This window comes from Candidatus Binatia bacterium (assembly GCA_029248525.1).
Lineage (GTDB): Bacteria > Desulfobacterota > Binatia > UBA12015 > UBA12015 > UBA12015.
Genome location: JAQWJE010000039.1, coordinates 245,182 through 260,169, shown reverse-complemented (window position 1 = coordinate 260,169; position 14,988 = coordinate 245,182). Strand labels below are relative to the sequence as shown.

Genomic DNA, 14,988 nt, shown 5'->3' with positions numbered 1-14,988 from the left:
TAGGCAATTGCACATGATAAAGGCATCTTCAGAATTCTTGTCACGCGAGTGGCTCAATGTACTCGAAAGCCTCGATGATGGTGTTCTCGTGGTCGATGCAGACGGATCGCTTGAATTTATCAACGAGGGCGGCGCGGAATTAGCGGGAATCGCTGCCTATCGCTCGATCGGACGGCCCGTGCAGGAAGTTCTCGTCTCCAATGCCTGGTTGATCGAACTCCTGGAAACCACGCTTGAGACGGGGGTTCGCAACGTGCGCGCCGACGGAGTGCTCAAGGATGCCCAGGCGCCCTGGCGGTCGAGTCCGGTTCGAGCCGCTGTAACTCTGCTCTCCGACGCTCGTGGGCACCGAGTCGGCACACTTCTCACAATTCAGGACACAAGCTACCAGCGCGAGTTGGAGTCTCGGTCCAGAGAGTCCGAAAGACTCCAGCAGTTGGAAATCCTTGTTGCCGGCCTCGCTCACGAGGTGAAGAATCCGCTCTCCGGCATGAAGGGGGCGGCTCAGATCCTTGAAGCGGCGATAGCCAATACGCCGAGAACCAAAGAGTGCACCGACATTCTGCTGCACGAAATCGAGCGGCTCTCCAATCTGATCGGTCAACTTCTCGATATCGCCGGGCCGTCGCGCCTCGAAACGCGGTCCGTGAATATTCATGAACTCCTCGATCAGGTTGTCCTGACATTGCAGCCGGGCATATCAACCGGAGTCCATATCGAGCGAGCTTTCGACCCAAGCCTGCCTCCGGTCTGCGTCGATGTCAGCCGACTTATTCAGGTACTGATGAACCTGATTCGCAATGCGATCGAGGCCAGCGGAGATCACGCGACAATCACCCTGAGGACAAGGATGGAAAGCTCGTATCGAGTCGGCGGCAAAAACGGGCGCGCACAATTCCTTTCCGTGGAGATCAGCGATCAGGGTCCGGGAATCCCGGAGCAGAACCTCAACAAGATTTTCAACCCCTTTTTCACCACAAAAGACGATGGGACCGGCCTCGGATTAGCGATCAGCCAGCGCATCATCACCGAACATGGAGGGGTACTTCGGGTACAACCTCGAAAGCAGGGAGGCGCGGCGTTTATCTTGACGCTGCCCGTAGAAAGGATCGAACCCAATGACTGATAAACAAATCCGCATTCTCGTTGCAGATGACGAACGTTCGATTCGCTGGGTCTTGAAGGAATCGCTCACGGCAGCGGGACACGATGTCGTCGAGGCGGAAAACGGCACGCGCGCCCTTGAGATACTGCGCCAAGGCAATATCGACCTCGCCTTCGTGGATATCCGCATGCCGGAGATCAACGGGCTTGATGTTGTCACCGCAGCTCGCGAGGAACGCCTCGCAACGACTCTGGTGGTGATGACAGCCCAGACGACAATGGGCAATGCCGTCGAGGCGATGAAACGCGGCGCGTACGACTACCTGACCAAGCCCTTCGACCTGGATGTGGTAAATTTGCTGGTGGGCCGGGTGGCCGATGCGAGGCGATTGAGCACAGACGTTCACGTTCTGAAGGGTGAACTGAAGAAACGTTTCGAGATTGGCGTGGATATCATCGGTTCCTCCGCGGCCATGCAGTCGATCTACAAGCTACTCGGTCGAGTGGCGCAAAACGACGCAACGGTTCTGATTCAGGGAGAGAGCGGTACCGGTAAGGAACTGATCGCAAAGGCTATCCATTTTCACTCGCCTCGCTGGGAGGGACCATTTGTCGCGATCAATTGCTCGGCGATTCCTCGCGAGTTACTGGAAAGCGAATTATTCGGCTACGAAAAGGGCGCGTTCACCGGCGCTACAGAACGGCGGTCCGGGAAATTCGAGCAAGCGGCCGGAGGCACACTCCTTTTGGACGAACTGGGCGATATGCCGCTCGAGCTTCAAGCAAAGCTCCTCCGAGTTCTTCAGGAACGCGAGTTTACGAGGGTTGGCGGACGCGAAACGATGCCCAGCAACGTACGCATCATAGCCGCGACGAATCAGAATCTCGCAGACGCCGTGCGGGAAAATCGTTTCCGCGAAGATCTCTTCTTTCGACTCAATGTCGTCCCGCTCCGCGTCCCCCCGCTCCGGGAGCGCGTCGCCGATATCCCGGATCTCATCCGGCACTTTCTCGCTAAGATCAATCGGGACCTCGGCACAACGAAAACCGGCATCGCGCGTTCGGCCGAGAAGATGCTGCTCGACTACAATTGGCCTGGCAATGTCCGGGAACTCGAGAACGCGTTGGTTCGCGCGGCAGTCGTCGCCCCGGACGAGACACTCATGCCAGAAGATTTCGCACTAAGCCCCCGCGAAGAACCCGACAGAGCGCTGGCCGCGGGGTCTCTGCAGGACGTTGTCCGAGGCGAGGTGCAGGCCCGCTTCGACACAGCTGTTCCCGCAGATCCACGCGAACTTTACGACGCACTCCTTGCCGAAATGGAGAAGCCTCTCCTCGAAACCACATTGGAGCGAACCGGTGGGAATCAGGTCCATGCGGCGCAGATCCTCGGGATCAATCGAAACACGCTGCGAAAGAAACTTCTCTACCTCGGCCTCGCAAGTCGGCATCGCCCGGGAGCATCGGGCTAAGCAGTCTCTTCAGGCATTGGTGGCACGGGGTAAGGAGATCATGACCTTCGTTCCAACTCCCACGCGGCTGGAAAATTCCAACGTCCCGTCATGGGCCAGTACAATATGGCGGACGATCGAAAGGCCCAGCCCAGTCCCGCCAGCCTCCCGCGAGCGCGCTTTGTCGACCCGGTAGAACCGCTCGGCAAGCCGAGGTAGATCGGATTCGGGGATCCCGATACCGCTATCCGCGACGCTGATCGACAAAAATTCTTTGCGAGGCTTCCACTCGACACGAATTTCACCATCCGAGGGGGTGTATTTGATGGCGTTATCGATCAGATTCAGAAAAACCTGCACCAACCGGTCGTGATCGCCCATAATCCAACCATCGGCTCCCGCGACGACCTCGATTGTCACGTTCTTGGCTCGAGCAGCCTCTTCCAGAAGCTCGACAACCTCCTCGATCACCGGCGCCAATTCGATGCTCGCCAGGGCCAACGGAACGCGGCCGAGTTCGAGATCACTGATTACCAGCAAGTCCCGGATGAGGAGGCCAACTCGCTCGCTATTGCGATTGATAATGGACAGATAACGGCGAACTTGTTGAGGATCTGTAAGTTCCGAGGAAAGGAGTGTCTCTGCGAACCCCTTGATCGCGGTCAAGGGAGTTTGGAGTTCGTGGGAGACATTCGCCACAAAGTCAGTTCGAACCATTTCCAGCCGCCGCTGCTCGGTCATATCGTGAAAAACCAGAACCCAGGCGGTACCGTCCGCCGTTGGACCAACCGTAAGACCCAGCCGGCGTGCGACGTCACCGATCAGATCGAACTCGCCACTCGCCGAGCGACCTGCACCCATGGCATCGCGGACAATCCGATGAAGCTCGATATCTCGCGTCAGATCCCAGATCGACATCCCCAGAGGGTTTGTTTCCTGGGGCAGTTCAAGCAAGGTCTGCACCCGGTCGTTGGCCCGCAACACAACTCCAGCGAGGTCAATCACCAAGACGCCCTCGACCATCGCGCTGAGGATCGCCTGCAGCCGATCACGCTCCCAGACGAGCCCTCGTTGCGTTTCCAGTTGCGTGTTCAGCACCGTGTCGAGGGTTCGCCCCAATCGATCGATCGCATCGGGTGTCGCGGCCGAGAGCGGTGGCGATTTGAAATTGCCAACACGAGCAGCCTCCGCCCAATTCTGAAGCGCGGACAGCTTTTCTCGCTGTCGTCGACCGGAAGGTATTTGGCACGCCAGGCCCACGAGGAGCGCAAGGATAATCTTTTGCTCCGCGGGCCCGGGCCAGACAGTCCCTCCGATGATTCCGAGCAGAAACCCTATGGCGAGTCGAAGGAGCAAATTTTTTCCGATCTCCGGACCTAGCCGGCCGCCGAATCGGCGCGATCATCAAATAGATATCCGACGCCACGAACGGTCAGAATGCGACTCGGGGACGAATCATTCTCCTCAACGTGCCGCCGCAATCGTCGAATATGCACATCCACAGTCCTGGGCTCGACATAGGTTTCGGAGCCCCAAACCAGATCAAGCAACTGGGCCCGATTGTAGGCACGATTGGGGTGGGTGACCAAAAAGCCCAGGAGCTCGAACTCGCGTAACGAAAGCTCGACACGCTGCCCTCGAATCCGGACATCGTAGGTGTCGAAGTCGATCTTGATGCCGCATTTCTCATAGAGCGCCGGGGACTTCGAAGATGCGGAGCCTGACTGCGAGCGTCGGAGAAGTGCCTTCACGCGCGCCACAAGCTCACGCGGGCTGAAGGGCTTCGTTACATAGTCATCGGCACCGAGTTCCAGACCAACAACCTTGTCCGTTTCCGTGCCCTTCGCGGTCAACATCAAGATCGGAATATTGGAAAAGTCTGGCTCGGATCGAAGTTGGCGGCAGATATCGAGTCCGGAGACGTTGGGCAACATGAGGTCGAGGATTACCAAGGAAGGGCGCCCCGATCGAGCCATCTTCAATCCCTGCTCGCCCGTTCCGGCCGCAAGGACTTCGAATTTCTCCTCCTCGAGAGTAATCGTCAGAAGCTCTCGAATATCGGGTTCGTCTTCGATGATCAGGACCGGTGCCGGATTCATGACGTCAGCGTTATTCAAATCGAGTCAGGAAGTGCGATGTGTCGGATACTTTTCCCCTTGACCATGAAAATAACCATCTCGGCTATATTGGTCGCGTGGTCGGCGATCCTTTCGAGGTATTTCGAAACGAAAAGTTGGGCCAGCCCGGGCACTACCAAGTTGCTGTCGTCGCGGATCTTGTCGAGGACCTCACGAAACATGGCGGCATGCAGGTCGTCGATTTCGTCGTCCTCCTGACATACCTGCAGGGCGAACTCCGGATCGCCGCGGACAAAAGCATCCAGCGATCCGCGGAGAGCTTTTTGCACGAGAGTGGACATCCGAGGCAGATCCACCAGCAGTTCAAAGCCGGAGCCCGAGAGATCGATCGTCCTCTCGCAGATATTGACGGCCATATCCCCGATGCGCTCCAGATCCGTTGTGATTTTCAAAGCCGTGGTGATGAAACGCAAATCGCCGGCAGCCGGCTGATGAAGCGCCAGCAGACGGAGACACTCATCATCGATCTCCACGTCGTATCGATTCACTTCATGGTCTCGCTCGATGGTCCGCTCAGCAAGAACTCGGTCTGCCGTCGCCAGAGAGTTCGAGGCATCCCCGATCTGCCGTTCCACCAAGCCGCCCATTTCCAGGATATGCTGCCGCAAAGTCCCGAGCTCTTCCTCGTATCTTTGATCAGTATGTTGAGCCATTATCCCCCCATAACTCACGGCGCGCTTGGTAACCGGCGCTGCTGGCATCCGTCCGCGCCCCGTAGGTATGCTCCTATGGTAGCTGGACCGAATTCTATTCGCAGGCTAGCCAAAACGACCCGTGATATAGTCTTCGGTCTCCTTTTTGACCGGATTGGTAAAGATTGCGGACGTTTCCCCAACTTCGATCAACTTACCGAGATAGAAATAGGCCGTCGTATCCGAAACCCGAGCTGCCTGCTGCATATTATGTGTCACGATCACGATGGTATAATCCGCCTTGAGCTCGTGCACCAACTCTTCGATTTTTGCTGTGGCCAAAGGGTCCAACGCCGAGGCGGGCTCGTCCATCAGCAGCACATCCGGCTGTACTGCCAGGGCTCTGGCGATACAAAGTCGCTGTTGTTGTCCACCGGAGAGAGAGAGTGCCGAAGTATGAAGCCGTGTTTGGACTTCATCCCAGAGAGCGGCCCTCCGTAGCGTATCCTCCACGATGCCATCGAGTTCGGTGCGGTTGGAAACACCGTGAATCCTCGGACCGTAGGCCACATTCTCGTAAATCGATTTCGGAAATGGATTGGATCTCTGGAAAACCATTCCTACGCGCCGCCGGAGGTCGACCACGTCGACTGAGCGCTCGTAGATATCCCTGTCATCGAGGAGCACTTTCCCCTCGAGCCGCGCGCCCGGCACCAGATCGTTCATCCGATTGAGGGTGCGCAAGAAGGTGGATTTGCCACAGCCCGAGGGCCCGATCAGAGCCAGCACATGGCGATCGGGAATCTCGAGGGAGACCTCGGAGAGTGCCTGAGTCTCGCCGTAGTAAAAATCGACAGCTTCCGCTCTCATTCGGGAAAGCCGATGAGGTGCCTCAGGCGAAGGATCCGGGATCTTGGGAAACGAAGAAACGGCCATTAATGCCTCGGGCTCACCTTCCATAAAACCTGAGCCACTCTCTGTGACGGCACCCCGAAGGATCGCTGCAGTCGACGGATATCGAGCAGATCCTCGGGGTACCTGATCAGGTGTTGCAGGAGATCAGCAGAAGCCTTCTCGTCTCGTTGTTCTTGGTCCATACCAGACTGTCTAGTCCAAGCGAGGTCAAGGTCAACTCGATCCATGTTACGAGAGTGTTAAGTTGCAGAAGACCCTATGGTTCCTGCACCATTTCGTCACCCGCTGCCGCATTACCGCTCATATAATCGAGCGACATGATCCAATCTCGCATCGCCACGATCTGCTTGGCCTCATCCCCATCGAAGATATCCTCCGGGCCGCCCGGGTAGAATGCCGGCATCTTGGTTCCCGGCATTTCGGACTGCGGGTCCTCGATCCAGCGAATAATCCAGTCCGGGTTCAAGCGCTCGTGAGCGTAGGCCAGGTTTGGTGCCCAATACTCCATGGGTCCGCCCGGTGTCTTGTCGCCCATCACGTGACACGACCAGCAGGAGAAATATTCTTCCGACATCAGCAGGTCGCCGTTGTGCAACAACTCGGGGGTGGAATCGACTTTCGGATCCCAGAAGAAATACGGGTTTTCCAGCTCGGATTTCGCTGTGAAATACTCCACAATCGATGTCGTATCATCAGCCGAGAGCGGGAAGGTGGGCATCCGGACCTTCAGCCAGAAACGCAGAGGCTGGAGCGCGGGGTTCTGCAAGAAGCCGTAAAGCCACTCGGGTTGAACCTTACCGCCCTCGTTGTAGAGAATCGGAGGTGCCTCGGTCGGGTTATCTTCGTAGAGAGCGTTGATATAGCCGCCCTTGCCGTCGATTTCGTGACAACCCTGACAGTTGTATTTGTCGACCAACCGTCTGCCCTTTTGAACTTTTGCCCACCGGCCGTCGTAGCCCGGTTGCCGATAGCTCATTGGAGGCTGGCGATCGTTTCTGCTCAGGAGCCACACACGAAGATTGATGATGTCCTCGTGACTCAGATGGAAGTTGGGCATAATTCCTTCCACGTGCTCGGTGGCGTAGACGCGAGGGTTCTCGAGCTTCCCGTAGGTCCAGGCATTCCAATTGTGGTCGATGCCCTTGGCGTTTCCGAAGAAGAGCTCTTCGATGCCCTTGGCCGCAAAGGCGGAGAGCTCCACACCGATACGAGACTCGTTTTCCATCCCGTTGATCGTATGACACCCGGCACACCCGTATTTGCGGATCAGCGCCTTGCCTTGCTCGGCACGCTCCGGGTCTTCGAGCATGGCCACGGTCACTGTTTCAGGGTCCGGCTCCATCGTGGGAGAGATACTCAAAAGATACGAAGATACGGCCCGGGCTTCCTGATCGGAAAGGCGCAGGCTCGGCATTCGGGTGTGGGCATTATACCCCTTGGGGTTCTTGACCCAGGCGTAGAGGAACTCGCCATTGGTCTTCATCGCGACGCGGGAGAGATTGGGCGCCCAGTCCTTGTCCACTCCGAGACTCCGGGAGACTTGCTCCTCGCCTACCGCGTGACAACCTCGACAACCAACCTGGTTAAATACGAGTTCGCCTTCGGCGACCAGTTCGGGGTTCGATGCGTCGACCCCCGTGTCGCTCACTTGGCGGGCTTCCCATTCGGCCCCATCCTCCTGACTGGAGGTCCAGACGTAGGCGGCCACAGCAGTCGCTTCTTCGTCCGAGAACATATAATTCGGCATTTTGGTTCGGGGCCGGAAGGCCTGAGGGTTCTGGATCCAATCGACCAACCATTGGGGGTCGACTTTGGCAGAGACCCGGGCCAGGCTTGGTCCGACTTTGTCGAGTTCCTCGTAACCGGCCACCAGATGGCATCCGTGACAGCCAAGTTGCTCGAAGAGTTGCTCGCCCTTGGCGATGTTCCCCGCACCTTCGAGGTCGACGACCTCGCGGTGGCAATCGATACAACGCGACTGTTGCTGCGGGCCTCGCAATAAGGGCTGCAGCCAAAACGCTACGTCACCGTGGGCTTGTTCTACCGAGTTCAAGGCTACGCCCTGCCCGTCGTGGCAAGGCGTACAGGCGAACTGATTGCTTGGATGCTTTCCGATATAGAGGGAGCGGTCCGGATGAGTCGCAAGCGGCTGGCCGACGTCCTCGAAACCTGCCCGGTCAATCCCGATATGACAAGTAACACAACGGTCCACACGTCCCACTGGCTGCTCGAAGTTGTTCACATCGAAGTCCGGCAGGACAATTTGATGAATCGTCGGAATCCGGTCGGTCTCCAAGATACCAATCACGGACTTCATGCCGTCGAGCTTCACCTGTATCGCGTCCCTCTCCGAGGCGACCGTATCCAGCTCTTTCTGTGCGGCCGTTACTGGAGCGCGCAACTTCGCAATTTCGCCCTCAACCGCCGCGACATCCGCCTGTGATTCGGCGAAAGCGGCTTCGAGAGTCTCTTTCTGGCGACTCAACTCGTCGCGATGCTCACGGGCGGCCCCGACGTCGCCACCTTCCTGGATCGCGTGATCGTATTTGAATTTGGCGACTTCGAGTTCGCTCTTGATAAACCGGACCCTGATATCGGCATCGCGGTTATCAAGTCCGAGGCCGGGAAGCTTTGCCTCCAATGCCGCAATTTCCGCCGCAGTCGAAGGTTCTTTCAGCGCGTCTTGAGCTTTGGTCAGGTTCGCTTGGAGCTCCTGATAGGTCTCATTGCCGCCAAGAGAAGCCTCTTCGGCTTCCAATGCCTTGATTTGCCGGCCCTTCTCCAGAGCAAAGAACTCGTTCTGGACCTGTTTCCAGGGGCGCCGAAGCGTCGTGTCATCGAGGAGGGCCCAGATGGCACCCACCACAAGCAACGCTGCACACAACAGCCACAATCCTGCGTAACTGCGCTTTTCATCTTCGAGGTTAAGATCTCGTCTCGCCATGGTTTCCAACTCGCGCCGGGGTTCAGTCTCCGTCGCGACTCTCGATCAGTCGTCCTGCCGTGAACACCACAGTTCCGGCTACCAGCATCTCCAACTCGAACCTGAGGCCGGCAATTTCTGCCAGGCTCTGAAACAGGCCGATTCCTACTATTAAAATTCCTGCCATCTGAAGTGTTTTTGCCAAATAAAATCGCATGAGGCTGCTTCAGATATTAATCCAGGGAGTCTCCATCACATACTGAATGTTAAACAGGTGTCGCATCAGCATCTTCACCAGAGTTCCCATCATGTTCAGAAAGAGGAACGAGGTGATCAGGAATCGCGGCATGCCCCAACGCACCATGAATTCCTTGCCCTTGAGCCAAACGCACCATGCATACATCGCAGCGGTGCCAACGGTGAAAAACAGGATCACACTCACCAGCCCGAAGATCGCTGACCAAAAGTAGTCACGAATCCCCAGAAGGTACGGGAAGTTGACGCTTGTCAGGGCCTCAACCAGATGAGGGTCCCAACGCTCCCAGGGCCAGAACCAGTTCCAGCCGGGACCGCGCAACAAGGTCCCGATAACGATCAGCGAGACCCACAGGATGTGAAACCCGAAGAAAAAGGTCAGAAGCTCCCATTTCCGGGACTCCCAGACGTAGTAGCCGTTGCCGGCGGGATTGATGTCGATGTAGGGGATCACCATCAGCCCGACGATGATCAGGCTGGGCAAGACCACGCCCGCATGCCATGGGTCGAAGAACACCAGGATCTCCTGCAGACCGAGGAAATACCAAGGTGCCTTGGACGGGTTTGGCGTTCTCGCCGGGTTCGCAGGTTCCTCGAGCGGGGCATCGATCGAGAGGGCCCAGACCATCATGAAGATGGTCACCAGAAGGCCGCAGAGAAACTCCGCTCGAATCAGATGAGGCCACGTATGAACCTTGTCGTCACCGGGCCCGAAGGCCTTCTTCAGTGTGACTTCAACGCGGCCGCCGGTTGCGGGTGGTTTCGTGGTTGTCGCCATGATCTAGAGATCCTTTGGGGGCGCGGCCAGAACGTACAAGGCCCAGACGATTACGACGAAAAGAATTGGAAGAACGAGTACGCGCATCTGATAGTCCCCCTCCCCTACAGTGCCGGACCAGAGAAGCCATCACGACGAATTCTCCAGAAATGAACCGCCAGGAAAAGACTCGTGACGAGCGGAATAAAAATGCAGTGCAGAATGTAAAACCGAAGCAGTGTAGCCGGTCCGACTTCGCCGCCACCGAAGAGGAAGGCCCGCACGTCGTAGATCGGATTTGCTCCGAGCAACTCCTTGAACGGCCCCTCGTTCCCCATTAATGGCGTCGCCGCACCCATGTTCGAACCCACGGTTACAGCCCAGATCGCCAACTGATCCCAAGGGAGCAGATAGCCGGTGAAGCTCAGCAACAAAGTCAGGACGAGAAGGATGACGCCGACGATCCAGTTGAACTCGCGAGGCGGCTTGTAGGAACCGGTCAGGAACACCCGGAACATATGCAGCCATACAGCGATCACCATGCCGTGTGCTGCCCAGCGGTGCATGTTGCGCATTACCATACCGAAGGGCATGTCGAACTCGAGGTACTTCATGTCCGCGTAGGCGTACTGGGTCACGGGCCGGTAGTAGAACATCAGATAGATGCCCGTGACGACCGTGATCAAGAACATGAGGAAGGTGATTCCGCCCATGCACCACGTGAAGCGCAGCCGTGTTGCATGCCGGCGCACCTTCGACGGGTGAAGATGAAGCCAGACGTTCCCCGAAACCATCAAGATGCGGTTTCGCGGCGTATCATCATAGCCGTGGCGGAAGATTGACTTCCAAACCTGCGACTCCGTGATTTGTTCTTTTGTTTCGTCCCACCAACTCATGGGGGCCCCTCCTCAGGGCAGAAATGTTATTCAGCCAAACGTGACGGTCTCGGCACATTGTCGTGCCGGACGGAAATCAAGCTTTCAGGAACGAACCAGGTTTTCCCCACTGGCCCTTTTCGAACAGGTACTTGGTGCTTTTGTCGATCTTGATCTGGCCGTCCTCGGCCAGAGCGATTTTCAGGCGGACCAGCGGCCGTGGTGCCGGCCCCTCGAAGTTGATGCCGCTTTTGTAGAAGCCGCTGCCGTGACAAGGGCATTTGAATTTTGCTTCGGCGTTGAGCCAACGAGGGGTGCAGCCGAGATGGGTGCATTTCGCCCACAATGCGTAGAACCCTTCGGGTTCGCGCACGATCCAGACCCGGAAATCCTTCTCGTATTTGCGATCCACCTCGCCGATGGCGAAATCGCCGGGCACGCCTGCCTTGAAACTGCTCGGCGGGACGAACAGGATCCGGGGGAAAGCCGCTCGAAGAGCCGCAAGCAGGAAAGTCAGCGAGAAGACGCCAAAAAGCATCCAACCGACGCGTCCGATCACGTCGCGCCGCGACCATAAGCCCCCGAGTTGCGCTTTCTCGCGCTGTCGCTTGGCGCGCTCGAGACGCTGCTCTTCGCGTCTTCTGGACGCAACGGCTGCCGCGTCGTCAGAGGTCTCAGGTACTGTTGCTTCACCACTTGCCATGGAAAACTCTCAGCCTTCGTGTTCGGTCAAACATCGGGTTTGGAGCAACATTAGAAATCGCTGCGCGCACCCACCAATAAGATCAGCAAAGTGCTTCATTAGCTTGCCTTGCCAAACGAAATTTTCGCCAAAAGCGATCGAACGATCGCCGATGCGACTCCAATTATAACTGTAACTGCGCCGAGGGCCATGATCGTCAGACCGACCGGCGGGAAAATCAGCGCGAGAAAGAATCCGACGGCGACCAACGGAATCCCGAAAGCGAGCGGATTCAGCGGGGCTGGCGTCCCGGCCGCAGCCAAAGCGACCCTTTCCGCTTCGGGCGGCGGTTCTTCAACCGCTTCACGCAACACTTCGATCGCGTAATCCCTCATGCCCGGCTTGAAGTCCGGTTGCGTCTCGTTAATCGCCTCGGCCAGCTCTTTTGTGAGCTTGTCCACGCGCGACTCTTCCGCAGTTGGGTCCTTCGGCTCGATCTGTTCCCCCCGTTTCTTCTGCTCACCAGATACTCAGAGCAGATACGCTGTTTTGCAGCGCGAAAACGCTATCGAATTAGTCGACAACAGCGTGATTGTCAACATACTCCGGATCTAAAATCGCCGGGTTTCTATGGCTCTTTCCCCTTCCGACCTAAAGCTGGGGCGTCTCGTAGGAGCGGTCACCTTCGGGTAAAAGCAGCGCCGACCCGAGCCGCTGGATCAATCCCGCCAGTTCCTGCTCGTGTCCCGCCCGACAAAACACGCGATCCCGAGGCTTTGCACCCTCTGAAACCTGCAAAAAACCCAATTCAGCGAACCGTGAGGTGGCATTCTTGAACAGGACCGGATTGGCTGCCTCGGGCCGGACGACCTCCCCGAGCAACTGCGCTGCCTCGAAGCTCTTGAGAATCGCCTCGCTCCACTTGGCGTCGGCAATCGGCGTTTCGGGGCTGAGACGATCGATGGCGCGAGCCGTAATCCAATAACCTTCTCGAAAGTTCTCGAGAATCCCCGCGAGGGACAGCACGAGCGGCACTGGCTGTGATTCCTGCCCAAGAGCAGCTCCATGCGCCTCGAAATAGGCCAGGCAGCGCTCGATGCGCGGCCCTACATCGCTTTTTTCGGGCAGCGGAAACTCCCACCGGAAAAGCTCCAGCCACCACCAGACCTCTGCTTCGAGATCTTCTCGAGCAACGCCGCGAAGAGTCGCGTGTGCGACCAGCGCGGGCACAAGAAAGAAGTGAATCGAGTTATTCTTGTAAAAATCGAGTGCGGTCCGCTTCCCCGCAGCGATCTTGAGCTGGGGGCCGTTTGGCCCGGGCTGCACTTCGATCAGACCGGACGACTGCAGAAACGCGACGATCTCGGAAAAATTGCTCCGGCCCAAATTTCGCTCCAACGAAGGCGTAAACGTCGCGCCACGCCAGCGCAGGATCTCGGCCAGCATCCGACTGGAGGCGGCAAAATCCGAGAGTTGCAATCCGCTGGAATTCCCGGCCAGAAGCACTGTCGACGAAAGGGAGGTGGCACCGACAACTGTGGCTTCGTTCACTTCGCGCAGGAGCTTGAACCCGAGCTTTTGGACGAATCGCCGGTGCTCCGCCTCGACCTCGGGAGACAATTCAGGATGTGAGAAGCGTTCCCGATTTTCGCCGAGCATCTCTCGAAGCGAAAGGGGTTCGGCAAAGCTCACATACACGGTACCGTGGCGCTGCCGCAGGATCGAGCGGGCTCGCAGCAAGGCTCCCAGCGACTCCTGTTGCTTTTCGGCTCCGCCGAGTTCCGCGTCGTAAGCATTTTCCTCGGCGATTCGACCGTAATGGATCGAGACCGGTACCAGGTAGAGATCCTTGCGCACGCCTTGCAGAAAAGCTCGAACGATACTGGCAAGCACCCCAAGTTTCGGGGTGAGGATCTTGCCCGTTCGGCTGCGCCCACCCTCGATGAAAAACTCGAGTGTGTAACCCTTCCGGATCAGTGTCCCGAGATATCGGTGAAACACCATCTTGTAGAGAGCGTCGCCGTCAAAGCTGCGTCGCACAAAGAATGCGCCGGCGCCGCGCAGGAAGGGCCCGAGAGGCCAAAAGGCCATATTATCGCCAGCGTGAATATGGGGAGGCGACAGAAAGTTTTCCCGGAAAAGATACGACAGCACGAGGTAGTCGAAATGACTCCGGTGGCACGGAACTAGGACAACGGGCGAATGTTTGACCTTGTCCACCACGCGGTCGAGGCCGCGAATTTCGAGACCGCTAAACGCCCGTTTCCAAATTTGATGAAAAGCACCCTCGATCAGCCCGAAAGCAAATCCATTGAAGTTTGCGGCCATTTCCCAAAACGACTTTCGCGCCTCACGCCAGGCCTTGGCCTCCGATATGCCACGCTCGGCCGCGATTTCACGCACTTGGCGCTCGACATCCGCCCCTTCGAAAACTCGCTCCGCAAGGACTTCTCGCGATTCCAGCAGCGGCCCCCATACGGCCCTTTCCTCCTGTGCCAACTCGCGTTGCAAGGAATTGCCCAGTCGTCGAGCGACTCGCGACGGGTGGAGACGCCGGCAGCGCTCCAGAAACGGCTGCAGATTCGTGATTCGACCAATGCTGACCAGTAAATCCTCTCGATTGAAAGCATAAGTCAGTAATTTCTTGACGTCACTTGGAGCGTCATGCACCGAATAGGCGAGCGCCGCCAGTCGGCGCTCCTGATGCCGAAAAACACGCCCGCGGAATACCGAGAGTGGCACGAGGTGGGTTGTCTGCTTCGATTCCCGCGCCCATTCCACAATTTCTTCGAGAATCAGATTCCCCGGGCGAGCGGCCTTCAGGGACTCCCGACGTCCCCGAAATAGTCCCGGGTTCCTCGCCCGAAGAAAGAGCAAAACGGGTTCGCCTGCCTCGAGCGTGGCGATCACGGCGCGAAGGTCTCTCTTCTGGCGGCTTTTCACCCCCGGCCAGAAGGGTGCGCGGAACCATTTTCCGAGTCTCCGACGAGCATCCGACAAGGGCCCGGGAATGCTGCAAATGTGCGCGGGCAGGGGCAACCCCTCCCGGCCGAGAAGCCACGAGACGATATAGGCGTCGAGTCGGGACCGCTGCCGAAGCACGTAGATGAGGCGGCCCTGCCGGCTCCGATCCGCTACCTGTTGCAAACCCGCCGCATCAATATGGACGTAGGCTGTCAGCCAGCGCGTGAGCCATCCACGTAAGCCGCCCTCGGTGGGACGGGCTGTGACCCTGGGGGTTTCGGAGTCCATGTTC

General features: G+C 57.7%; 14 protein-coding genes. 2 read left to right on the top strand and 12 right to left on the bottom strand.

The features are described from left to right. Positions 1 to 13 precede the first annotated feature (13 nt). Positions 14 to 1,126, top strand: a complete 1,113-nt coding sequence (locus P8K07_09330) for an ATP-binding protein (GenBank protein MDG1958727.1) — start codon at positions 14 to 16, stop codon at positions 1,124 to 1,126. Continuing rightward, a complete protein-coding gene (locus P8K07_09325; protein MDG1958726.1) occupies positions 1,119 to 2,576 on the top strand; it encodes a sigma-54 dependent transcriptional regulator in 1,458 nt (485 codons plus the stop codon). The genes P8K07_09330 and P8K07_09325 overlap by 8 nt, the downstream gene beginning before the upstream one ends. Positions 2,577 to 2,585: 9 nt before the next feature. Here P8K07_09325 and P8K07_09320 read toward each other — a convergent pair whose 3' ends face one another. From P8K07_09320 to P8K07_09265, 12 genes are all read right to left on the bottom strand, one after another. After that, on the bottom strand, positions 2,586 to 3,911 hold the full coding sequence (locus P8K07_09320; protein MDG1958725.1) for an ATP-binding protein: 1,326 nt from the start codon (positions 3,909 to 3,911) through the stop codon (positions 2,586 to 2,588). A 20-nt stretch (positions 3,912 to 3,931) separates the two neighbouring features. Continuing rightward, on the bottom strand, positions 3,932 to 4,654 hold the full coding sequence (locus P8K07_09315; GenBank protein MDG1958724.1) for a response regulator transcription factor: 723 nt from the start codon (positions 4,652 to 4,654) through the stop codon (positions 3,932 to 3,934). Between the two features lie 14 nt (positions 4,655 to 4,668). Then, positions 4,669 to 5,346: a phosphate signaling complex protein PhoU gene (gene phoU, locus P8K07_09310; GenBank protein MDG1958723.1), complete on the bottom strand. Its 678-nt coding sequence runs from the start codon at positions 5,344 to 5,346 to the stop codon at positions 4,669 to 4,671. A gap of 105 nt (positions 5,347 to 5,451) precedes the next feature. Beyond that, complete coding sequence (gene pstB, locus P8K07_09305) at positions 5,452 to 6,195, bottom strand: phosphate ABC transporter ATP-binding protein PstB (protein MDG1958722.1); 744 nt, start codon at positions 6,193 to 6,195, stop codon at positions 5,452 to 5,454. Positions 6,196 to 6,260: 65 nt separating this feature from the next. After that, the gene (locus P8K07_09300) at positions 6,261 to 6,422 is read right to left on the bottom strand and encodes a hypothetical protein (protein ID MDG1958721.1); all 162 of its coding nucleotides are present in this window, start codon (positions 6,420 to 6,422) and stop codon (positions 6,261 to 6,263) included. A gap of 74 nt (positions 6,423 to 6,496) precedes the next feature. Beyond that, the gene (locus P8K07_09295) at positions 6,497 to 9,184 is read right to left on the bottom strand and encodes a c-type cytochrome (protein ID MDG1958720.1); all 2,688 of its coding nucleotides are present in this window, start codon (positions 9,182 to 9,184) and stop codon (positions 6,497 to 6,499) included. A 22-nt stretch (positions 9,185 to 9,206) separates the two neighbouring features. Further along, on the bottom strand, positions 9,207 to 9,350 hold the full coding sequence (locus P8K07_09290) for a hypothetical protein (protein ID MDG1958719.1): 144 nt from the start codon (positions 9,348 to 9,350) through the stop codon (positions 9,207 to 9,209). A 39-nt stretch (positions 9,351 to 9,389) separates the two neighbouring features. Then, complete coding sequence (locus P8K07_09285; GenBank protein ID MDG1958718.1) at positions 9,390 to 10,196, bottom strand: cytochrome C; 807 nt, start codon at positions 10,194 to 10,196, stop codon at positions 9,390 to 9,392. A 104-nt stretch (positions 10,197 to 10,300) separates the two neighbouring features. Beyond that, the gene (locus P8K07_09280; protein ID MDG1958717.1) at positions 10,301 to 11,071 is read right to left on the bottom strand and encodes a cytochrome b N-terminal domain-containing protein; all 771 of its coding nucleotides are present in this window, start codon (positions 11,069 to 11,071) and stop codon (positions 10,301 to 10,303) included. A gap of 76 nt (positions 11,072 to 11,147) precedes the next feature. After that, positions 11,148 to 11,588 carry a ubiquinol-cytochrome c reductase iron-sulfur subunit gene (locus P8K07_09275; GenBank protein MDG1958716.1) on the bottom strand — a complete coding sequence of 147 codons (441 nt, stop codon included), beginning with the start codon at positions 11,586 to 11,588 and terminating at the stop codon, positions 11,148 to 11,150. Positions 11,589 to 11,851: 263 nt separating this feature from the next. Continuing rightward, positions 11,852 to 12,193 carry a hypothetical protein gene (locus P8K07_09270; GenBank protein MDG1958715.1) on the bottom strand — a complete coding sequence of 114 codons (342 nt, stop codon included), beginning with the start codon at positions 12,191 to 12,193 and terminating at the stop codon, positions 11,852 to 11,854. Positions 12,194 to 12,383: 190 nt separating this feature from the next. Continuing rightward, positions 12,384 to 14,984, bottom strand: coding sequence for a 1-acyl-sn-glycerol-3-phosphate acyltransferase (locus P8K07_09265; GenBank protein ID MDG1958714.1), 2,601 nt, complete (start codon positions 14,982 to 14,984; stop codon positions 12,384 to 12,386). Between the last annotated feature and the right edge of the window lie 4 nt (positions 14,985 to 14,988).